Source organism: Streptomyces sp. NPDC014656 (assembly GCF_043084305.1).
In the GTDB taxonomy this organism is placed as follows: Bacteria; Actinomycetota; Actinomycetes; order Streptomycetales; family Streptomycetaceae; genus Streptomyces.
The window spans coordinates 212,398-233,557 of sequence record NZ_JBIBZN010000009.1; the positions used below are offsets into that span (position 1 = coordinate 212,398).

Annotated in this window: 14 protein-coding genes and 2 pseudogenes; 10 read left to right on the plus strand and 6 right to left on the minus strand. The window is 70.1% G+C overall.

The window, feature by feature from the left end; translation table 11 throughout:
* The first annotated feature begins 16 nt into the window (after positions 1-16).
* Entirely contained in the window at positions 17-1,402 is a 1,386-nt protein-coding gene (locus ACF1ED_RS21605; protein ID WP_391762749.1) for an ABC transporter substrate-binding protein, read from the plus strand.
* 200 nt (positions 1,403-1,602) lie between these two features.
* On the opposite strand, the gene ACF1ED_RS21610 is transcribed toward ACF1ED_RS21605, so the two are convergent.
* On the minus strand, positions 1,603-2,274 hold the full coding sequence (locus tag ACF1ED_RS21610) for a hypothetical protein (RefSeq protein WP_391762751.1): 672 nt from the start codon (positions 2,272-2,274) through the stop codon (positions 1,603-1,605).
* A gap of 397 nt (positions 2,275-2,671) precedes the next feature.
* Here ACF1ED_RS21610 and ACF1ED_RS21615 point away from each other — a divergent pair, with 397 nt between their 5' ends.
* Together ACF1ED_RS21615 and ACF1ED_RS21620 are read left to right on the plus strand one after the other, a co-directional pair.
* Complete coding sequence (locus ACF1ED_RS21615; RefSeq protein ID WP_391762753.1) at positions 2,672-3,919, plus strand: FG-GAP repeat domain-containing protein; 1,248 nt, start codon at positions 2,672-2,674, stop codon at positions 3,917-3,919.
* A gap of 194 nt (positions 3,920-4,113) precedes the next feature.
* Positions 4,114-4,395: a hypothetical protein gene (locus ACF1ED_RS21620; RefSeq protein ID WP_391762755.1), complete on the plus strand. Its 282-nt coding sequence runs from the start codon at positions 4,114-4,116 to the stop codon at positions 4,393-4,395.
* Positions 4,396-4,766: 371 nt separating this feature from the next.
* Here ACF1ED_RS21620 and ACF1ED_RS21625 read toward each other — a convergent pair whose 3' ends face one another.
* Positions 4,767-5,651 carry a hypothetical protein gene (locus ACF1ED_RS21625; RefSeq protein ID WP_391762757.1) on the minus strand — a complete coding sequence of 295 codons (885 nt, stop codon included), beginning with the start codon at positions 5,649-5,651 and terminating at the stop codon, positions 4,767-4,769.
* A gap of 507 nt (positions 5,652-6,158) precedes the next feature.
* On the opposite strand from ACF1ED_RS21625, the pseudogene ACF1ED_RS21630 reads away from it, so the two are divergent.
* A pseudogene (locus tag ACF1ED_RS21630) lies at positions 6,159-6,914 on the plus strand (transposase family protein).
* Between the two features lie 121 nt (positions 6,915-7,035).
* Positions 7,036-7,662 (plus strand): SUKH-4 family immunity protein, encoded by a 627-nt coding sequence (locus ACF1ED_RS21635; RefSeq protein ID WP_391762960.1) that lies wholly within the window; start codon positions 7,036-7,038, stop codon positions 7,660-7,662.
* A 5-nt stretch (positions 7,663-7,667) separates the two neighbouring features.
* Here ACF1ED_RS21635 and ACF1ED_RS21640 read toward each other — a convergent pair whose 3' ends face one another.
* Together ACF1ED_RS21640 and ACF1ED_RS21645 are read right to left on the minus strand one after the other, a co-directional pair.
* On the minus strand, positions 7,668-8,045 hold the full coding sequence (locus tag ACF1ED_RS21640) for a hypothetical protein (RefSeq protein ID WP_391762759.1): 378 nt from the start codon (positions 8,043-8,045) through the stop codon (positions 7,668-7,670).
* A gap of 684 nt (positions 8,046-8,729) precedes the next feature.
* Positions 8,730-10,829, minus strand: coding sequence for a SpoIIE family protein phosphatase (locus tag ACF1ED_RS21645; RefSeq protein WP_391762761.1), 2,100 nt, complete (start codon positions 10,827-10,829; stop codon positions 8,730-8,732).
* 843 nt (positions 10,830-11,672) lie between these two features.
* Between ACF1ED_RS21645 and ACF1ED_RS21650 the strand changes: the two genes are divergently transcribed.
* The 5 genes and pseudogenes from ACF1ED_RS21650 to ACF1ED_RS21670 all read left to right on the plus strand — a co-directional run bounded on the left by ACF1ED_RS21650 (position 11,673) and on the right by ACF1ED_RS21670 (position 16,429).
* Positions 11,673-12,320: a sigma factor-like helix-turn-helix DNA-binding protein gene (locus ACF1ED_RS21650; protein ID WP_391762763.1), complete on the plus strand. Its 648-nt coding sequence runs from the start codon at positions 11,673-11,675 to the stop codon at positions 12,318-12,320.
* 1,221 nt (positions 12,321-13,541) lie between these two features.
* A complete protein-coding gene (locus ACF1ED_RS21655; protein ID WP_391762765.1) occupies positions 13,542-14,441 on the plus strand; it encodes a DUF2637 domain-containing protein in 900 nt (299 codons plus the stop codon).
* 333 nt (positions 14,442-14,774) lie between these two features.
* Positions 14,775-15,488, plus strand: a complete 714-nt coding sequence (locus ACF1ED_RS21660) for a hypothetical protein (protein WP_391762767.1) — start codon at positions 14,775-14,777, stop codon at positions 15,486-15,488.
* 204 nt (positions 15,489-15,692) lie between these two features.
* A pseudogene (locus tag ACF1ED_RS21665) lies at positions 15,693-15,878 on the plus strand (ISAs1 family transposase); the annotation flags it as partial.
* A gap of 170 nt (positions 15,879-16,048) precedes the next feature.
* Positions 16,049-16,429 (plus strand): hypothetical protein, encoded by a 381-nt coding sequence (locus tag ACF1ED_RS21670; RefSeq protein WP_391762978.1) that lies wholly within the window; start codon positions 16,049-16,051, stop codon positions 16,427-16,429.
* A gap of 189 nt (positions 16,430-16,618) precedes the next feature.
* Here the strand turns inward: ACF1ED_RS21670 and ACF1ED_RS21675 are convergent, their stop codons facing one another.
* Positions 16,619-17,701, minus strand: coding sequence for a hypothetical protein (locus ACF1ED_RS21675; protein WP_391762769.1), 1,083 nt, complete (start codon positions 17,699-17,701; stop codon positions 16,619-16,621).
* Between the two features lie 712 nt (positions 17,702-18,413).
* Positions 18,414-20,825, minus strand: coding sequence for a ricin-type beta-trefoil lectin domain protein (locus ACF1ED_RS21680; protein WP_391762771.1), 2,412 nt, complete (start codon positions 20,823-20,825; stop codon positions 18,414-18,416).
* Positions 20,826-21,160 lie beyond the last annotated feature (335 nt).

The window sequence follows — 21,160 nt, forward strand, 5'->3', positions numbered from 1 at the left end:
CCGAAGGGAACCACCGATGAAGAACGCCCCGCTCCGCCGCGGCCATCACGCCCTCGCCGTCCTCGTGACCTGCTCGCTCACCGCCTGCGGCGCGGGAGGCTGGGGCGCGCGGGACACCGGTTCCTCCGATCCGAGCACCGTGCTCGACCCGAAGACGAAGGTGACGATCACCATCGACTGCATGCCGCCGGCCACCAGGGAGGCCGAGGTGAAGGAGTGGAAGGAGGACGTCGCCGAGTTCAACGAGACGTACCCGAACGTGACCGTCGAGGGCCGGTCCACCCCGGGGCAGTGCATGGAGCCCTCGCGCTTCACCGCGATGCTCAGGGCGAAGTCACAGCCCGACGTCTTCTTCACCTACTTCACCGACCTGCCCCAAGTCCTCTCGGAGGACGGCGCCGAGGACATCTCCGCGTACGTGAACCCCTGGTCGGTGCCCCTCCTCCAGGACATCAACCCCGACGTCCTCGACTCCCTCAGACACCGGGGCAGGCTGTACGGCCTGCCGACGAGCAACTACACGATGGGCCTGCTGATCAACCGCGGGCTCTTCGAGGACGCCGGCCTGGACCCGGACGACCCGCCGCGCACCTGGGAGGAGGTCCGTGCCGCGGCGAAGAAGATCGCCGCGCTCGGTGACGGCGTCGCCGGCTTCGGCGAGTACTCCGCCGGCAACACCGGCGGCTGGCACTTCACCGCCCAGATGTACAGCCTCGGCGGCGACGTCGTCGACGCGAGCGGCACCAAGGCCGCCTTCAACAGCGACCTGGGCAAGCAGGTCGCGAAGAACCTCCACGCCATGCGCTGGGAGGACGGCTCCATGGGCGAGACCCAGCTGCTGAAGTGGGGCGACCTCCAGAAGCGGGCCGCCGACGACAAGCTCGGCATGTTCCTCGCCGCCCCCGACGACATCACTTACATGGTCCAGCAACTCGGCGCGAAGTACGAGAACTTCGGCATGGGCCCCATCCCCGGCGGCAGGAACACCCTGGCCGGCGGCAACACCTACATGGTCAAGAAGGGCATCTCGCCCGACAAGATCAAGGCCGCGATCGCCTGGCTGAACTTCAAGAGCCTCACCGTCGGCGAGGGCCAGTTCGACTGGGCCCGCACCAAGGCCGACGGCCTCCCGGTCGGCATCCCGCAGCCCAACCTCTGGCTGAACGGGTCCAAGACCGAGGACGACGCCGCCCGCCTGGCGAACGCCACCATGCCCGTCGCCAACTTCAAGACCTTCATGGACAACCCCGTCCCCGGCAAGGCCGAGCCGCCGAAGGCCCAGGAGGTCTACGAGGTCCTCGACGACGTCATGGCCGGCGTCCTCACCGACGAGGACGCCGACATCGACGAGCTCCTCGCGACGGCGGAGGCCCAGGTCGACCAGGTCCTCGCCGGCCAGTGAGCACACCGGGCGGAAACCGAACGCACTCCCCTGGTCGACCCCGCGGCGGCGAGGCCGACCAGGGGGCGGACCGCCGTCCGCCGGCCCCGCGCGCCGCGACCCCAGCAGGACCACAACGGTCCGCTCCCGCAGACCGCACGGCGCTCATGCAGGTGCGGAGAACGACGGCCTCGGTCCTGCCGGGGCCGACGCGGCGCGGATCAGACGCCGGCCGGTGCGGCCTCCTCGGCCTTCGCCTCGTCCTCGGGAGCGGGGGCGGCCGCCGGCCAGGTGTAGAAGACCGTGTTCTGCTGCTTGCTCTTCTCGAGCCCGCTCGTCACGGTGAGCTTCTCCAGAGCGTTGCGGACCGTCTGCGCCGATGTCGCCCGGCCGGGGTGCGCGAGTTCCATCTCGCTCTGGATCTCGCCGGCCTTCTTCGGCTCGCCGGGCTGCTTCGACAGGAGCGCGACGAGGAGTTCGCCGAGGGTGGGCTCGGCCGCGGCGCCCTGCTTGGTTGTCGCCGGGGTCTTCTTGGGGGCCGCTTTCTTGCCGGTCGCGGTCTTCACGGAGGCCGCCGCGGCCTTTCGGGCCGCGCCCTTTCGGGCGGCCCTCTTCGCCGTCGGAGCCGGGGCGGGGACCGTGTTCTCCGCCCTGGGCAGGGGCACCGCCGCCGTGTCCTCGACGACCGCGGCCACGGCATCGGCCGGCACCGGCACGGCGCTGACGGCCGACGGCGTGTCCGCCAGCGCCGCAGTGATCCACTTCTCCTCCGCACGGAGTTTGTCCAGGCGAGCGGCGATGGTCGCCTGCTCGGCCTGGTTGGCTTCGAGGGCGGCGGCCAGGCGCGCCTCGTACTCGGTCTGGACCGGGGTGTTGATCGGCTCGTTGGCCATGGCGTCCACGCTCCTTCTACAGGGATGTGCGTCGGGGCCGGATGCTACTCGCCGCACGCCGGGGCAGGTTGGCACATCTCACCCGCTCCTGCCCAAGTCGAACCCGATTCACCCGTCGTCGTGGCCGCACGACGACTTTCGCCACCCCCGCGGGTGATCGCGGCCGGGCACCCGGTCGGCCCGACTCGCCCGTGTCGTCGCGCACCGGGCGGCCCGTCCCTCCCGGACGTCCCGCCGCACACCGGGGAGGGCGAGCCGGCGCCCGGGCACGCCGGCGACGTACGGGTCGCGCCTCGCGGCACCGCACCACCGGCAGAAGTCCCGGCCCGGCTGCCGCGGCCCCGTCCCGGTAGCGCGGCAGTCCGAGTTCAAGCTGCTCGACACCTTCGCGGCCGCGGTGCGGGAGCCGGGCGGCACGCTTCTCGTGCAGGGCGGGACGCTCGCCCGGGGCGAGGGGCTGTTCCGGATCCGGGCCGGGGCGGACGGCAGGCCCGTCGCGACCATGATCGCGACGAACGAGGTGCCCGTGAAGCTCGTCCTGGCGCCCCCGGCCCTCCCCTCCGCCGTCGACCTCGACAAGAACGGCGGCACGGCGAACCTGGACTGGACCCTGTACCGGCTCAACGTGGAGGCCAAGGTCACCCTGCGGCACCGGCGCACGGGCAAGACCCTCACCACGACGTTCTCCCCGCCGCACGACGGCCGCCTCACCGGCCCCCACACCGCCCGCTTCCACTGGGACGGCTCCTACGGCTCCGAGCGCGCCTTCAACGGCGCGTACGACTGGCAGTTCACCGCCACCCCGCTGGACGGGCTCGGCCCCGCCGTCAGCTCCTCCGGCTCCTTCACGGTCACCCGCAAGGTCAACCCGCGCGACCTGGGCGACAACGGCTCGCCCGACCTGCTGGTGCGCGACCGCACGGGCACCCTCACCCGCCTCGACACCTACCACATCCCGGCCGACCGACGGATCTTCGGCCAGCTCGATTCCACCGTCGGCGGCGGCTGGCAGGCGTACGACCGCATCGAGACGACCGGCGACCTCGGCGGGACGCCCGTCGGCGACCTCGTCGCCCGCGACAGGGCCGGCGTCCTCTGGCTCTACCAGGGCAACGGCCGCGGCAACTTCCTCGGCCGGGTCGGCATCGGCGGCGGCTGGCAGACGTACGACAAGCTCACGGGCGGCTCCGACGTGACCGGCGACGGCCGCAACGACCTCCTCGCCACCGACAGGTCCGGCGTCCTGTGGCTCTACCCCGGCACCGGCAGCGCCACACGGCCCTTCGCCACCCGCAAGCGGATCGGTGGCGGCTGGCAGGCCTACGACAGGATCGCCGCCACCGGCAACCTCGCCGGAGCCACGGCCGGAGACCTCGTCGCCCGCGACCGCACCGGCGTGCTCTGGCTGTACCTCGGCAAGGGCGACGGCACCTTCGCCCCGCGCACGAAGATCGGCGGCGGCTGGAACGCGTACACCGACATCACCGGCGCGGCGGACATGAACAGCGACGGCCGCAACGACCTCACCGCGATGGACAGCCGCGGCGAGACCTTCGTCCACCAGGGCACGGGCAGCTGGAAGGCTCCCTTCCAGCGGGCCCACCAAGCCGGCGGCAGCCAGTACGAGCACGACCTCATGTCCTGACCCGACCCCCGTCCACACCCCTGAGAGGCACGACTCCGTGGCCCACGCCGGATCCACCGCCCCCGCTTCCTCACCGCCTCCGTGGCCGTTGCCCCCACGGCGACCGGCGGCCCCCTGACCGCCCCGGCGACGGCGACGGCCGCTCCCGCCGACGCCCGGCCGCCGATCCCGCTGATCCAGGACGGCGGGACCCTTTGGGGGGCCGGGCGTCGGGCTTCCTGACCCCCTACCGCACCGACGGCGTCTACTCCTCCGCCTGGACGCGGTACGCGGACGGCGTGACGACCACCCTCCCCGGCAACACCGTTTCCCGGCCGGCCCGGAGGACCGACCTCGTCGCACAGGTCGACGGGTCGGCCCACACGATCCGGCTGGTGGACCCGGACGCCGAGCCCGTCGTGCTGGACCTGGCCACCCTCAAGGCCGGCCACCAGACCGGGCAGCCCGCCGGGACCGACTCGCTCGTCACCGTCTGAACCGATCCGGTCGGCGGTGAGGAGCCGCACGCCGCACCGACCTCCTCGCCGCCGACAAGGCGGGCGTCCTGTGGCTGTACAAGGGCACCGGCAGCGCGTCCGCGCCCTTCGCCAAGCGGACCAAGCTCGGCAGCGGTTGGGGCGTCTACAACGACCTCGCCGCCGTCGGGAACGTCGCCGGTGCCGCGCCCGGCGACCTGGTCGCCCGTGACCGCAGCGGCGTCCTGTGGCTCCACCTCGGCAAGGGCGACGGCACCTTCACCGCCCGCACCCGCGTCGGCGGCGGCCGGCAGGTCTACGACCACGTCTTCGGCCATCCCGTCGCACACCAGCGAGCCCCGGAACGGCCACCTGCGTTCTCGTCGAGACGGCTACAGCTCGGGCATGTCGTGCAACGCCTGGCGAGCGGCGAGGCGAAACCGCTGCATGGCTTCCTCAAGAGGACGCCACCCGCTGATGCCGGCGCCACCTTGCGGTAGGACTCTCCCGGACCGTACGAGGGAGTCGAGTAATGTCGGCGCGGCAGTGGCGAAGACGCCCGCACCATGTGCGGCCATGGCACCGTTCTGAACGCGGGTCAGCGCGGCGTCGAACGCGGCCGTGACTTCCGGTGAGGGCCACGTATAGCCGGAGAACCGCTCCATGAGCTCGCGGCCACGGAACGGCGCCTGAAACGAGTTGGCCACCAGGAGGAGGCGCCATTGCTGCCACTCCTGGAAGGCGCCCTGAGCGCGTGCGTCCGCGATCACCACTTCTGCGGCAGAGATGGCCGCGGACAGCTCCCGGGCAGCCGTACGCTGCCGCTCCGACCATGAGGGGTCGGGGCGGCCCAACGCCGCGACGTCCTGCGCGAGACGGTCGGCGAGCAGGCGGGCGAAGTGCCATGCTGTCAGCTCGCGCCTGACGGAGATGGCGGCCTCCTGGACCTCGTCCGGGCCCTCGATCTCCACCTGGGCCAGCGCTTCGTTGAGCACTCGTTCTGCCTCGAGGTTCTCCTGCTCCGGCCGGGTCCGGATCCCCTGCTCCAGTTCCCGCACCGCGTCCAGGAACCCGCTGTAGACGTTACGACGCGCCTGCCTGGCCTGCTCGTCCATCACCGCCCGGTACTGACTTCTGGCGGCATGCTCAGCGGCGGCAACCGTCGCACTCGCCTGCTCGCTCGCTCCCCGCGCCTGAATGCGGGCGGACACGAGCGGCCCCACCAACCCGATACCGACACCGATCAGAACCCCACCAGTGCCTATCAGCGCGGACATGACCTCAGGCTGCACTACCGCCTACCCCCGTAGATCTCCGATCGACCGCTGAACGCCCCGGTCCTTACCGCTTCGCGCAGCGCCCCCTCACCGGAGAGCAAAGCACCCGTCCACGGTTCATCCCCCGAGGAAGACACAACCACGCCTGATCGACCGAGACGCACCCTGCTCAACCGGGAAGGGCGCAGACCCATGACACGGACCACGCCACCCGCTCGCTCCCAGCCGCGCCCATGCTCCTGAACCGTCGTCCCAGGGCAGCTTCCGCACAGGCTGCTTGCCGCGCGTGACCCCTGGCGCCGGTCTGGACGCCGGCGTGTTCGTCGATGGTGAGAACCTTTGAAGTCGGCCAGGGCTGCCCATCGCCTCACGTGCTCCGTTTTCAGCTGAGTAAGGATCTTCCGGGTGGTCACCGGTCAGGTGACGGCCGGGGGCGGACAGCAGGCGAGGCCTTCGGGCAGTGGTCCGAGATGCCTGACGTCTCAACCGCCTTGAATGGCGGCCTCGTTGGTCATCCATCTTGCTGCACTCGACCTGCCACACACACGCGCGCGTGGAGTGGGTCACGATGCTGATCGTCCCGGTGAGGGCGGCCGCCGGTGCAAACTACGGCCCTCGGAACGCGCCCTCACCACCCTCGTCCACCTGCGCGAGCACACCACCTGCGGGTAGCTCGCCGCGGGCTTCCGGATCAGCGAAGGCACCGCCCACGCCTACGTACAGAGCGTGATCAAACTCCTCGCTGCGGGAGCGCCCTCCCTCACGCGGGCGCTCCGCCGGGCCTGGCCCGCGTACGCGCTGGTGGACGGCACCATCGCCGAGTGCGACCGGGCCGGCGACCAGGAGCGGGACTACTCGGGCAAGGCCCGACGGCACGGAGTGAACATCCGGACCGTCACCGATCCCGCGGGCGGGCTGATCCGGCAGTCGCCGGCACTGCCGGGTCGCACGGTCGACACCACCACCACCCGCGCTCACCAAATCGTCACGACCTGCGAGCGACTGCGGATCCCGGTGCTTGCCGGCAAGGCTTACGCCGGGGCCGGCGGCACGTTCCAGATGCCGTTCGAGCGCCACCTCAGAAGGCCCCTCACCACCAGATAGGCAGCCGTCGACCGAGCAGGCGCACGACTCCGCTTCTTTCTCGTCGAGCGGACCTTCGCCCGGCTCAAGGCCTGGCGGATCCTTTGTGAGGCCCGGATCGGCCCCAACCGGCTCACGTCCATCACCAAGGCCGTCCTCACCCTCGACAGACGACGCTGAAGATCCTTAATGGAGCCCGTGAGGCGCCGGCCACCGGCCGTGGGCGCGGACGTATGGTTCACGCGACGCACCACCGTGCAGGGTGATCGTGGTGCACGTCGTGCCGGGTCTGCTGTCTGTCATGGAGGTCACTCTTCACCAGGAAGGGCAATGCTCACCCCTCTCACCCCCCTCCCAGGCCACCCGTCAGTTCGGCCTCAGGGCTGTCACGTACCACCCCCGCGTTCCGGGCGCGCACCTGCATGCGGCCACAGCCGAGTTTCTGGCTTCCGTGGGACTGCCCGGGAACAAGTTCTTCTCGCCTCGCCTGGACCTCGAGACCGGAGTTCTCCCCCGGCTCGACCACGGAGCGAGCCTCACGGCGTCCCTGGCCGGGGACGGTATCGGCTGCCCGCCTGGGGCTGAACGCTGGGAAGTGGTCGGCGGGTTCGTCTTCTCCATGGTCGCGCTCGATCCCGAGAGCGGCATGGTGTACGCCCTCTCCGAGGGCGAGCCGGAACCGCTGCTCATGCACGCGGACGTGTCATCGCTCGTGTACGCGCTCATGGTCCTGGAACGCGGCAAGGCTGACTACCAAGGCATCCACGCCGACGCCGACACCGAGTCGCACAAGCAGCGCAATGCCGTCGAACGGCGCATCAACAGGATCAAGCAGTGGCGCGGCCTGCTCATGCGTACCGACGAGCTCGCCAGCCCCTACCCGGCCGCACTTCACCTCGCCGCCCTCCTCATCCGGACCCGGCGGTAGACCGCTCAGCGATCGGCCATCCACTGGGCGTCCGAGGGCCAGGATCCCGTGGCAACGATCTGCTTCACGAGCCGGAACGCCTCACGGAGGGGGACGGTGTCCTCATCCGGATACTCATCGTCCTGTCCGTTGGAGAGGACGAACCCGTCGCTCGACCCCTGAGCGCCGGGCTCCACGGCATGCTCGCCGGGATCGCCCTCGTCTTCGAGCAGCATCACCATCGCGCGCTCGGTATTCGTCACGAAGGCCAACGACCGTCCGGACGAACTGGTCAGCCACGTCTCCAGCTGCCCGCCGTCGACCCTCGATTGCAGAGCCTCCAGCACCGCCTCGGACGACACAGGCAGAGGGCTGTCGTCACTGATCACCCACGACTCGATCACGAGCGCGACGATCTCACGGACGGTTCGAAAGAGTCAGTCCCTAGGCGTATTGAGCTGCACCGCATGACTGAAGTCCTGTACGAGTGCCATGGCGCCCCCTTGCGACGTAGGAGCTCTCCTGGTCCGAGCACCGCCGGCGGTGGGGTTTCGAAGGCTCACGGTTGGTGCGGTGAGGCTGAGGGGCAGTCGAGCATCCCGTTCTGCCCGGCGGGTGCAGCCAGAGTGATGACGACGCCGCCCGGCTACGCCTCGCCGCTACGGCGATCGGTGCGGCGGCAGCCGCAGGCCTCGCCTGCGGCGGAGTTCTACGGCCTGTACGCAGGAGCCTTCTGCGGCACCGTCACGTGTCACGACGTCCGTTGTGATCACGAGGTGGCTCGACGCGGCTGAGACGACCCGTGAAGGAAAGGGGAACGGCCCGTACTCGGGTCTGGACGAGTGTCTCTACGACCAGCCTGATCAAGGGCCTTTCTGCCGGTTCTTGCGCTTCCCGGTCTGGGGCGGGGGATCCGGCGGTCGGGGAGGCGAGGGTTGCTCGGGCCGCCCCGTACGGGGGCACAGGCCGCTTGCCCATCAGGCCCATTCACCTGTGGATCTTGTAGATCCTGTAGACCCCGTGAATCTCGTGGCTCCTGTGGGTCTCTGTTCCTGTGCCGCTCCGGTTCCTGTGCCGCTCGGTTCCTGTCACGTCGTGTTGAGGTCGGCGGGGGTGAGGGGCCGGGTCTGGGCGACGAGGAGGGCGACGTCGTCGTGGTCGTCCGGGTGCCTCAGCGTGTCCAGGAGCCACTGGCAGAGGTCCTGCAGGGGGCGGTGCGGCGCGTCGAGGCTTTCGAGCAGGGTTTCCAGGCGTTCGTCGATGTGGTGGTGGCGGGTCTCGACCAGGCCGTCGGTGTAGAGCACGAGCCGGTCGCCGGGGCCCAGATCGACGGAGGTGGTGCGGAACGGCACCCCGCCGACGCCCAGGGGCGCACCGGTAGGCAGGTCGAGGAGTTCGGGGGGTCGTCCCGCGCGGACGACGGCGGGCGGGAGGTGACCGGCGTTGGCGATGTCGCACTGGCCCCGATGCGGATCGTAGACGGCGTAGAGGCAGGTCGCGATGTAGTGCTCCAGTCCGCTGGTGATCTTGTCGAGGTGGCGCAGGAGCTGGTCGGGCGCGAGGTCGAGGTCGGCGTAGGCGCAGGTCGCGGTCCGCAGCCGTCCCATGGCGGCGGCCGCGTCGATGCCGCTGCCCATCACGTCGCCGACCACCAGGGCCGTACGGTCTGCGCTCAGCGGGATGATGTCGTACCAGTCGCCACCCACCTCGCTGGAGGCCTGGGCCGGCTGGTAGTGCGAGGCCACGTCCAGCCCGGCGAGCTGGGGGTGACGGCCGGGCAGCAGGCTTCGTTGCAGTGTCTCGGCGGAGTTGCGCACGCTCTGGTACCAGCGTGCGTTGTCGATCGCGACCGCGGCACGGGCGGCCAGTTCGCCGGCGAGGATCACGTCGTCGTCGTCGAAGGGGAGGGGGTTTCGGGTGCGCATCAGGTCGAAGGCGCCGAGGACCTCGTGGTGGGCGATCAGAGGCACCGCCAGGTAGGAATGCACCCCGGCCCGGGCGAAGGCGTCGGCGGCTTCCGGGTCGCGGGCTATGCGCAGCAGATCGCCCGGTCCCGCGTGGGCGACGACGACGGGCTGGCCGGTGTGGACGCACTGGGTGATGAGCCGGTCGGCGCCGTAGGCGGCGAGGTCTCCGACCGTGTCCGCCGCGGCGAGGGCCTCGGTGGGGTAGGCGGAGACGACGGCGAGGGCCTTGAACAGCTCCGGCCCGTCACGGGGGCCGGTCCTGCGCCGGAAGGCGAGGACGGCGTCGAGGACGTCGACCGCCGCGAGGTCGGCCAGCTCCGGTACGGCGACCTGGGCCAGCTCCTGTGCGGTCCGTTCCACCTCCAGAGTGGTTCCGACGCGGGCGGAAGCCTCCGCGATCAGCGTCAGGCGCCGTCGGGCCCGGTCCGCCTCGAGGGTGGCCCGGTGGCGCTCGGTGACGTCGACGACCGAGTTCGCCACGCCCAGCACCCGCCCGCCCGCTCCTTCCAGCCGGTAGTACGACACCGACCAGGCGCGATCGTGATCCGGATCCGCCCGGGTGCGGCCGACGACGTACTGGTCGATCAGGGGCGTGCCGGACAGCAGCACCTGTCGCAAGGCGGACTCGATCGTGTCGATGCCGTCGAACGGATGGACGTCCCTGGGCCGGCGGCCGATGTGGTCGGCGGCGGATACGCCGTTGATGCGCTCCAGCGCGGGGTTGACCATCGAGTAGCGCAGGTCGGCGTCCAGGAAAGCGACGCCGATCGGCGCCTGGAACACCAGCCGGTCCGAGAGCGCCAGCCGGGCTTCGACCCCCTCCAAAGTCACGCGGTCAGCGGCGATGCCCAGGGCGTACACATCGCCGAGGTCGTCCGTCAGGCGCATGTTGCGGAATTCCACCAGCCGCGTGCCGCCGTCCTTGTGCCGGATCGGGAACGCCCCCGCCCAGCTCGCCCCGGTGCCCATCACCTCGGCGAACAGCCTGGTCACCACCTCGCTGTGCTCCTCGTGGACCAGCAGTCGGGCCGCGTGCCGGCCCAGCGCCTCCTCGGCGGTGTAGCCGAAGACGTCGTTGGCCTGCGGGCTCCAGAACACGATGCGCCCGGTGCTGTCCAGTACCACCGCGGACACGCTCAGCAGATCCAGCAGGCCGCCCGGCGGCAGCGGTCCAGTCTCCCGGGCCTGCTGTTCCGACTCGTCCGATGCATTCGGCTCCATCACCGAGCTCCCTCCGCGGTGCTCCCCGAGGACTGGCCCTTCCATGGTGCCCTCGCCGTGGTGGGACCCACGAGCCGGGGCACCCGCCCAGGGCCGGTGCCCCGGCCGGCCAGCGGACGGAGGATCCCTGTGGTGTCGGCGACGGCGGAAGGCGTTCAACGCCGCGCGCGGAGGAGGCCCGTGGTCCACAAGGGTGACCAAGCTCTTGCAGCATCGTTTCATCGGTGGTGAATCCTGTGACCGCACGTCCTCCCCGGCCGTAAACGAAGCGCGCCTTCGTGAATCTCCCCTCTGCTTCGATCTCCCCTCTGCTTCCAGCACGCGCGCCTGTGGTTCGGCGGTGGACGGCTCGTCCCCGGCCGGCGGGAGGCCAGGCCGAGAGCTCCCGGGGAACGGGCCCTCGCCCGGTTGGAGTCCCGGCGACCGCTCCGGCGAGCCAGATGCCCCACCCGCCGCGTCAGCACCCTCTTCCAGGCCGCGCACACGCTCCTGACCTGCGGCTATTCAGGGTGAAAACGGCTCAGTAACTCATTCATGGACTCCGAACGCCCGAACACCCGATCACCCGATCGCCGGACGTCCCGATCTCGGATTCGTTCGTTATCCGGATACGAAGGGCCCGCAGATGGGTTCGAAGAAAGGTTTCCCTCGCCGGTTCTCGGAACGCTCCGACCAACACGACGCCCCCAGGGACTCAACCCCATGTACCGCAACCCCGCCAGTCGCCCGGGACCGCCACCCGCGACGGTCCCACCGCCCCTCACGACGGTTCCACCGCCCCTCACGACGGTCCCACCACCCCTCACGGCCGAGTCGGCCTTCGACGCGCTGTACCTCTCCACCGTGCCCGGCCTCATCCAGCAGGCCTACGTCCTGGCCGGGTGCCGCCGCCTCGCCGTCGAGTCGGCCGAGCAGGCCTTCCAGCAGGTCTGGGAACGCTGGCCCGAAGTCGCGTGTGACCCCGACCCGGCGGGGTTGGCGCGTGCGCGGACCCATGACTACGCCCTGTCTCCCTGGCATCGACTGCGACCCAGGCGGAGCGACCCGGACCCGCTGCCCGCCGACCCCGTCGTCCAGGCACTCCTCGGACTCCCGCCCTGGCAGCGCCGAACTCTGCTGCTGTGCGACGGCCTGGACCTGAGCCTGGCGGAAGCCGCGACCGAGACGCAGGCGACCCTCGCCGCCACTGCCGCCAGGCTTCAGAACGCCCGTGCCACCCTCAGCCGACAGGTTCCCGACCTCACCGCAGGCGCCTCGCGACAGGCCCTGGGCAAGCGCGTCAAGGACGTTCCGGTCGTCACGATCGCCCGCCCCTGGTCCGTCCGAACCGCCGGCGAACGCCGCGCCCGTACCCTCACCCGCAGCGTCTTCGGAGCCACGTCGGCTCTTGTCGCTCTCGTCTCCGTCATCAGCGCCGTCGCCCCGACGGCCGGCGACCCCGTCGACGACCGCCGCTCTCACCGTCACACGGCCCGGACGCCCGGCGAGTGACGCAGGACGAAGCTCACGAGCGACTCCGTACTCGAAGACCACCGCGCGTCAGCCGCGCGGATCCTCATGCGGACCGAAAGCTGCCGGTGCCAGCACCGCTGCCAGTGCCAGTACCAGTGCCAGTGCTGGCACCGGCGCCGAAAGCAGTCGCAACGAAACTCTCGCTCGGGCTGGTGGACGCCGAGCCGATGACGTCGGACGCCACCACCCCCGGTACGGCGGGATCGCCTCTCGGCCCACGCTGACCTCGGCGTCTCCCGCCGACGATGCGGGGTCCCTGCGAAGCAGGCCGCCGGACGGTACCGGCAGCCTCACGAGACGGCCCGGCCGGCAGACCCCTTCTCTCCTTGCGGGGGCCGAGACAGGAGAGCGAAGCGATCAGGGGCATCGGTGTGATGCCACACCCCTTCGAGTTCCCCCTGGGTCAGCGGCGGTCCTCCTCGCCTCCAGCCCGCTGTTCCCTGCGGGAGGCAGGGATGAGCTCCAGCCGTCCGGGCCTGACGGGATCGGCCGCCGCCGCGCAGACGTGGCCGGCCGGTCCGGGGACGAATCGCCCCCTGTCGAACCACAGACGGGCGAGCAGAGCGTAGATCGGGGATTCTCGAAGAACCGTTTCGTCTACAGCCGGGAAAGCCACGCAATCACAGGAATCCATGACTGATGAAACGATGCTGCAAGATCCCAGTAACTCCTGCGGTCAACGTTGCTTGACGTCCGGGTTCGACTTCCCGGTGTTGCCGCGGCGGTGGCGCTGCGGCGATGGCGCCCGTGCCGGACCCCGGCATCGCGAGGCGCACACCGCAGCCGTCTGTCTGGATACCGCCTTCCGACCCCGCATCGGAATCGCTCGCGCGTTCGTCCATATGACGCCCGCAACGGGCTTCGCATAAACGTTTGAGGGTAAAGTTCCGCGTAACTCATTCGTGTGGCTCTATCACCCTTTAGAGATGTAGCCATGTCGCCGCGTTGGGTCGTTAGGTGGGCGTGAAGATCGGCGGAGGAGCTAGGAGAAAGGGTTCTTCAACGCACCTCGGTAACCCGTGCGAGTTACCCGTCGAGGGAGAGGCTTCACTCCGATCAAAGGATTTTCAGAACGAGAGCGGGCCGGTGGAGAATGGTTTCCCTTATCGGTCTGACAGGTTCCGGTCGGCTGTTCAGATATAGATCTGATGAAACAAAGCCTCTAATGGAACGATCTGAAACAAGGGCACAGAGGGACGGATGGACCGGTACGGAGACAGGTCGAACTTCAACGGCCGGCAGTACCCCATGCAGCCAAGGGAAGAAATGCCGGAGTACCCGGTGACGGGGCGCGATGTTCCGCTGTCCCCCGCAGACTTCGGGTGGGGTGCGCGGGGGTATCCGGAAGCGGTGCGTGATGTTCCGTTGCGCCATCCCGGCCCGGAGCAGGAGCTGTCGGACTACGGGGGAACGGGACACGGCGTTCCGCTTTACACCACGCGCTCAGGGCGTGAGGAACGAGATCTTTACAGCAGCGGTCCCATCCCCGCACAGCCGTACTGGGACGATTCGGCGCTGGACCCCACGATGAATCACCAGGACCTTGAGGACGAGCTGGCTCATCTGCTGTCCACTCAGCCGGGGACGCCGCCGGACGCCGCCTCGATGGATCGACAGCCGCCGAGGATTGACAGACGGCGTGCTCGTCCGAAGCCTCAATTCCTCAGCATCTATCAAAAAATCACTCAAGTGACGGCACTTTTCGCCGCCATCGCGGTGTGTGCGGCGTGCTTGCTCGTCTGGTCCATCGCCTACACGTATGGCCAGCTTTCCGAGACTGCAGAATCGGTACTGCCGACGAACCTCGCACGCTGGTGGCCGCTCACGCTTTATGGACCGTGGTCTGTTGCGGCTCTTTCGATCCTGCGAGCCGCTGTGCAGCGACAGCCCGCAAAGCGATCTTGGGGAGTTCTCCTGGTGACCTCGGCCATGGCGGTGGCCCTGTGCGTCAGTCACTCCTCGCACTCCGCGCTGGCGCTGGTCACCCTTGGAATCCCTCCCATCACCTCTCTGGTGTGCTTCTGGGAACTTGTCGGCCAGTTTTCGTCTAAACAGAGGATCGGGCGGAGAGGCCGCCTTCAGCATCCTTCCAAGGCCTGAAGGAACTCCCTCCAAGGCATGGAAGGGCTCCCGCGGGCGTCCCGATCGTATGGAGACCTTTCGTTCCCGGCTCCGAGAGGCGATGAAGACCTGACGCGGTGAGGCGCAGAGCCCCCGATCGTCGGCGGTGTCGGAGTCGGCCGGCACCGTCGGCAGACCGGGGGCTCTGCCAGGGCCTCGGCGTAGTCGGTGGACACCCCTTTCATGATCATTCGAGATGAAGAGAGGGCGAGCGGGCGGTTCCCGCTCACTTCCGTTGCGCCCCGGAACCCTTGCGTCTCGCCCGCGCCGTCGGGGGGAGCGAGCCGACTGCGCCAGGAGATGATCCCGTGCGTGGCTGAAGGAATAGGTGAAGACGCGGATGACGCTTGTGGATGGGCTGAGCGGCTGGGCTGGGCGTTCGGACTCATAGCGGAGGATCCGGCTGTGAGGGGTGCGGCGCTCGTCCATCTGGCGGAGGCCCAGAGGAAGGTCACGGACGTGCTCGTCCGGTCTAACGAGCTGTGGCTGCTGACACGGCCCCTGGGAGTGGACGAGCAGTACCGGGAGCCGGCCTTTCTGCAGGCGCGCCGGAGGCACCAGCAAGCCCAGAGGTGTTCGCTGCCTGATGGGGTGTGGGGTGGTCCTGTGGGCGGGGATCTGGCGGCGTGGCCGGGGCTGCCCTATGTGTTGCTCTTCCTGGAGTGGGAGGCGAAGTACCCGCTGGAGTGGACGCAGCATGCGAAGGCGTGGGGCACGAAGCAGAGCCTCGTCCGGAAGGTGGCCCGTGCCCGCCACGAGGAGGCGGTCAAGGCGAAGCTCACCGACCTGGTCGAGATCGTCGTCCAGCGGGCGTATCGCTGCAAGGACCGCGAATACGTGCGGGTTGCCCGGGCTGTCGACAGCGCTGATCTTCGGGGCAGGCTCGATCGGGCAGCCGATTCGGACAGTCCGTGGGCCCGGTGCCATGCCGGGTACGTGCTCTGGCTCCTTGACCACCCCGACCTGCCGAACACCCGTCGTGTCTGGCAGACCTGGGTGGCAGGCGGGGCCGCGGCGTTGAGGTGACCGGGGCGAAGCAGGGAAGGTCCCCGTGATCATGGAGTGCTCCGCACCCCGTGACCTGCCTGGAAGACCGTGCCTGCCGACGCGTCGTCCCTGGTTCCGCCCGCCCTTGACCGACTTCGCGAGCAGTCCGACGCCGGGCCCGGGGAGGTGCTCGGCCTGCTGGAGCGGCTGGCTCAGGTGCCCGATCCACGCGATCCGCGCGGCGTGCGCCCTGCCCTGGCCGTCGTGCTCACCCGACCGCGTGCGCGGTGCTGGCCGGTGCTGGCCGGTGCGACCTCGCTGCTGGTGGCCGGCGAGTGGGACGCGGACGCGCCGCCGCACGTACTGGAGCGACTCGGCGTGCGCCCCGATCCGGTAACGCCCCGAAGGCTCGTGCGCTCGCAGGCGACGGTCCGCCGGCTGCTCGACCGCACCGACGGTGACGCCCTGGACCGGGCGGACGGCGGATGGCTTGCCGGCCGCCGGCCCGAGAGCACCGAGCCGCGCGGACTGCCCGTGGACGGCAAGTCCCTGCGCGGCGCGGCGAAGGCCCAGGGCGGAGGATCCGCCTGCTCGCCGCGGTGGAGCACACCACCGGGCTGGTCCTGGCCCGGCTCGACGCCGGCGAGAAGGCCGATGAGGTCACCCGCTTCCAGCCGCTGCTCGACACCGCCGCCGACCCGGCCGCAACCGTGGTCACCAGCGACGCGCTCCCTACGCAACGCGAGCACGCCGCCTACCTCCTGGGCCGCGGTGCTCATCACATCGCGATCGTCGAGGGCCATCACATGAAGCGGGCCGGGAGACGCCGCAGGTCACTGGCCTGCCCGGTGTGGGTGGGCGGCCTGGCGCAACCTCGCCGTCGGTGCCCTCCGGCTGAGCGGCGTCAAGAACGTCGCCGCCGGCCCCGCCGCGACGCACGCGACGCCCGTCGGCCCCTCGCGCTCCTCGGCCTCGCGTGATCACAAAACGGGCGCCCGCCGACTACGCCGAAGCCCTGGGGGTTCTGCTGGTTCCGTCTCCTTCCAGGGGCGACGTCTCGCGCGAGCTGGAGGAGTTGACCGTGGAGCTGCGCGGCGGCCCCGGAAGACGTCCGCGGGGCGCGGAGGCGGCTCGCTCGGCGAACGCCGGGGCCCGCGTCGTCCTTCCGGTCAGCCGAGGGGCGAGTTGTCGGGAATCCTTCCCCCTTTGATCACGGCGACCTGCTGCGCTGTGAAGGGCGGCTGGAAGAGGCGCCCCTCCTGCTGCCGCGCGCGGAAGAGGTCCGCCACGAAGTTCATGCGGTCGCCCAGGTTCACCCAGTTGTCAGCGGCGCTGCCGAGGAGCGTGTTCGGGGTGCGATCGATGTCGTACAGGAGCGCCTTGAGCTCGATGTTCTGCAGGTGGGTGAGTGCCGCCGGGAAGCGGGCGCCGCCTCGCGCCTTGCCGATGTCGGATCCGATGCGCTGGGAGACGAGGCGCCGTGTCACCGAGAAATCGGCGGCGGGGAGCCTGAGTTCCATCAACTGCCGGGTCACCATGTTCTCCCAGGACCGCTGCACCTGCCGGCGTAGTGGCAGCGGGGCGAGTCGTGTGCCCGCGGGCCAGGAGAGCGCCTGGGCGATCGGCTGCTGGAGCCTGATCTGCTCGTGCAGGCCGACGTACAGGTTGGCGAGCAGCACGTGTTCGGCACGTTCGCCGGGTTGGTGGGCGAGGAATGCCCTGCCGTAACTGCGGACCGCGGAGATCAGCAGGTCCTGACCGCCTTCCTCCGCGGGGCCCGCCCTGAGCGACGCGACGCAGCGGTCCACCGCCGCGGCCGCAGAGTCCGCTCCTGTCGCCGCTCCTGCGGCTCGCGCCGCCAGCAGGTCGTCCGGGTGCGGGCCGCCTAAAGTCTCGATCAGGTGGACGAAGAGCGGTCCGAGGTCCTGGAAGACGAGCAGGTTGCCCCGGGCCACGTTCTCGCTGACCTGCTGAACGACCTTGTCGACGGAGGCGCCGATCGGCCGGAACCGCGGCGGGACCCGTTGGGCGAAGGCGAGGGCGGTCCTGACGATCGCCGGGGTGCTCTCCCCCCGGATGGAGAGACCGGCGGTACGCGATGCCCACGTCCCGAAAGCGCACCAGCTCGCGTTCTCCTGGCCGAGCAGCTTCGCCATGGCCATGGTCAGTTCGTGATACGCCTGGGTGATCCGCAGATTGCGCAGCACCGGGTCGGCGAGGGCGGAGATCTCCTCGATCTCCTGGACGGACACCCCGCCCCCCTCATTTCGCCCGCTCGCTCGATCGCGCGTCTTCGGCATCCCTGAACTCCACATTCCACTTGTCGAAACGGAGGGAAGGCTGCCCGCCCCCGCCTCCGGGAAACCCCACCGCACAGGAGGTTCGGGCCGCTCGCCCCCCGCCGCCCGCGCGGCAGGACATGGCGGGCGAGCACTTCACCGGCCGGATGACCCTCTCGACCGGCCGGATCTCGTCGTCCCCCACGTCCTGCGCCGCAACGGGCTCGCCCCCTTCGACCCTGGTGCGGAGGCGAAGGTGCCGTCGCCCTTGCCGAGGTAGAGCCACAGGACGCCGCACGTACACGCGGCCAGAGAGGAAGCCCGGCACCGACACTCATCCAGGCTGATCACCGTCGAGCACGCACTCGCCGACCACAGACGCTGGAAGCGGCTGACCCGCTGGACCCACCGGCGCGAGACCCTGCCCGGACACCTACCGGGCCATCGCCTGCCTCGTCTCCGACCGCAACACCAACGCCTGACCACGGCATCGAGCAGGCGATCACGCCTCCACCACGATCACGCACCAGCTCGTAGGCAGCCGATCCCAGGATGAAAAGCCGGACGGAAGTGGCCTCTTGCGCACGGATTCGGCTTTCCTGGTGAGAGCCGGGGGTGAGGGCCGGGGGGTTCCCGGCCCTCACCGTCACCGCGGGCGCCGTTCCGTGTCGACGGGCCGTGTCGGTCAGGGCAGGGTCCACTTCTGGTTGGGGCCGGTGTGGCAGGTCCACAGGTGGACGGCGGTGCCGTCGTTCCAGGTGCCGCCCGAGGCGTCCAGGCACTTGCCGGACCGCGGGTTGCGCAGCGTCCCGTCCGGCTGCGGGGCCCACGTCTGGGCGCCCGTCCCGTTGCACGTCCACAGCTGGACCTTCGTCCCGTCCGCGCTGCCGCCGTCGGAGACGTCCAGGCACTTGCCGAGGACCTTCATCGTCCCGTCGCCGGCCACCGTCCACTCCTGCGCAGCGGTGCCGTTGCAGGTCCAGAGCTGGATCTTCGTGCCGTCGGCGGTCTGGGAGTTGTCGACGTCGAGGCACTTGCCGGCCACGCCCTTCACCGCGCCCGTCGCCGAGGTTCCGCCGGGCAGTCGGTTGAGGGTGTACCACGCCTCGGTGCTCCATAGGGACTCGCCGCCGGCCGAGCTGAAGGGGCGGGGCGAGCGGATGTGGACCACGCGGTCGGCTTTGAGACCGGGGACGGCCAGGGTGACGGTCTTGCCGTCGGCGGAGAGGTCGGCCGATCGCGCGGTGAGGGTCTCCTCGTCGACTTTCGGCCCGCCGTAGTCCGCGGTCGGCACGTAGCGCCATTGCTTGATCTTGTAGTGGCCGACCAGGTCGGAGGCGGTCTGGGCCGACAGCGGCTGGGTGTACTCGAGGGCGAAGCCGCCCGGCACGGCGCGCACGGCGCGGATGTCGAAGGCGTGGGAACCGTTCGGCGTCAGCTTCTGCAGACCGTACGTGAGCTTGCCCTCCTGGCCCCAGTTCCCGCCGGCGCCCAGTCCGCCCGCGTACAGCGCGCCGTCCGGGCCGACGCTGATCCGGGTCACACCCGCTTCCAGGCCCTGGGTGAGCCGGAAGACCGCGCCCTGGTACTCGCCGCCGACCTTCTCGAGGAAGCCGCGCTGGATGCCGCCGTACGTCACGTCGCCGAACAGCATCTGTCCGGCGAACGGGCCTTCGGTCAGCTGGAGGGGGGTGCTGGGCGAGTTGGCTATCTCGTTCTGCGGCAGCCAGAGGACGGGCTTGGTCACCGGCTGGGAGTCGAACGGCCCGTCCGGGTTGGTGTGGTGGTTGAAGAACCGTCCTTGCTTGATGTGCACCAGCTTCGACGAGGGCAGCCAGCCGCCCTGGTTGTCGGTCACGAAGATGTCGCCGTCCGGGCCCCACCCGATGCCGTTCGGGGTGCGTAGTCCGCCGGCGACGTAGGAGACCTCTCCGGTCTGCTTGTTCACCTTGATGGTGGTGCCCCGGTTCGGTGCCGGCTGCGGGTCCGTGGTCGCTCCGCCGTAGTTGATGGAGACCGACAGGTTGAGGTAGAAGAACCCCTCCTTGTAGAGCAGCCCGAAGGCGAACTCGTGGAAGTTGCCGCCGAAGGGCCAGGTGGCGACACGCCGGTACTGGTCGGTGACCTCGTCCCCGTCGGTGTCGTTCAGCTCGGTCAGTTCGTGTTTCTGGGAGACGTACAGCTTGCCGTCGACGTACTTGACGCCCATGGGCTCCTTCAGGCCCGACGCCACCTTCTTCGCGGTGACCTTGTCGGGTCCGGTGCTGCCCGTGACGTGGGAGAGGAGGTAGACCTCTCCCGCCGTGTTGTCGCTGCCGCCCCAGGTGGTCACGGCCAGGCGTCCGTCCGGCAGCCAGTCCATCGCGGAGACCTGCGGCCGGAAGCCGTCGGGCCGGAGGTCGGTGAGGGTGTAGTCGGGGTGCACGCCGGTCAGCGGCAGGCCGTCGCCGGGCGAGTCGGTACCGCCCTCGCACTCCTTGCGGCCCGGTGCGGTGACCCGGACGACACCGGCGTCCGTGCTCAGGGCCGTGTTCGGTACGACGGCGAAGGCGGAGGCGCCGGGCGGCTTCCACGCCAGCGTCACCTGCTGGCCCCCGTCCCGTTCGAAGTGCTCGATGCGCAGGGAGTGGTGACCTTGGGAGAGCTCGACCACTGCGTCCTTGGGCTCGGGGCCGTGCAGGCCGTCGTGGTCGATCACCAGCTTGTCGTCGATCCGGAGGCGGGAGCCGTCGTCGCTGGTCAGGCGGAAGGTGTAGCTGCCCGTCCGCGGAGCGGCGAGGTTGCCGATGACGTGGGTGACGAAGTTGCTCTCCAGGCCGAAGTCACCGGACGAGGTCCAGTCGATCACCGGCATGCGCTTGTCGATGTTGGGCGTCTGCCCCGCCTTCAGCGTGCAGATGCCGCTCAGCGGGGCCTGGACGTCGAAGACGCGGAGCGTCACGCCCGCTTCCTGCGGGGGCAGGTCGGCGGATTCGGCGGCGCCCGCGGGAGCCGGAACGGCCGCCAGGCCGAGGGTGAGGAGCGAGGCGAGGAGCGTTCCGGCCAGGCGTCCGCGTAAGCGGCGGGCGGAGTGGGGGTACGGCCGTGGGGGGTGCACGAGACCTCCTGACGGCCCCTCGGTGCCGAGGGGTCAGGTCGGGGCGGGCGGGGGGTCCACTGCTGCCGGGGCGCGCCGGCGTCCCGGGCAGGGAGGTGTGACGGGCGGGGAGGTGTGACGGGCAGGGAGGCGTCCGGGCAGGGAGGCGTGACGGGCGGGGGTTCGCGACACACCGTCGCGTCGGTCACAGTAGGGACTTCCTCCGGCGCCGTCCACGCTTTGTCCTGAACGCAGACAAAGAATTCCCACACCCTCGACGGACGGCAACTCCCTTGCTATGAACCCCTGTTGATGTTCAGCGAGCAGGCCCCGGACTCCGCCCCCTCGGTTGCGGC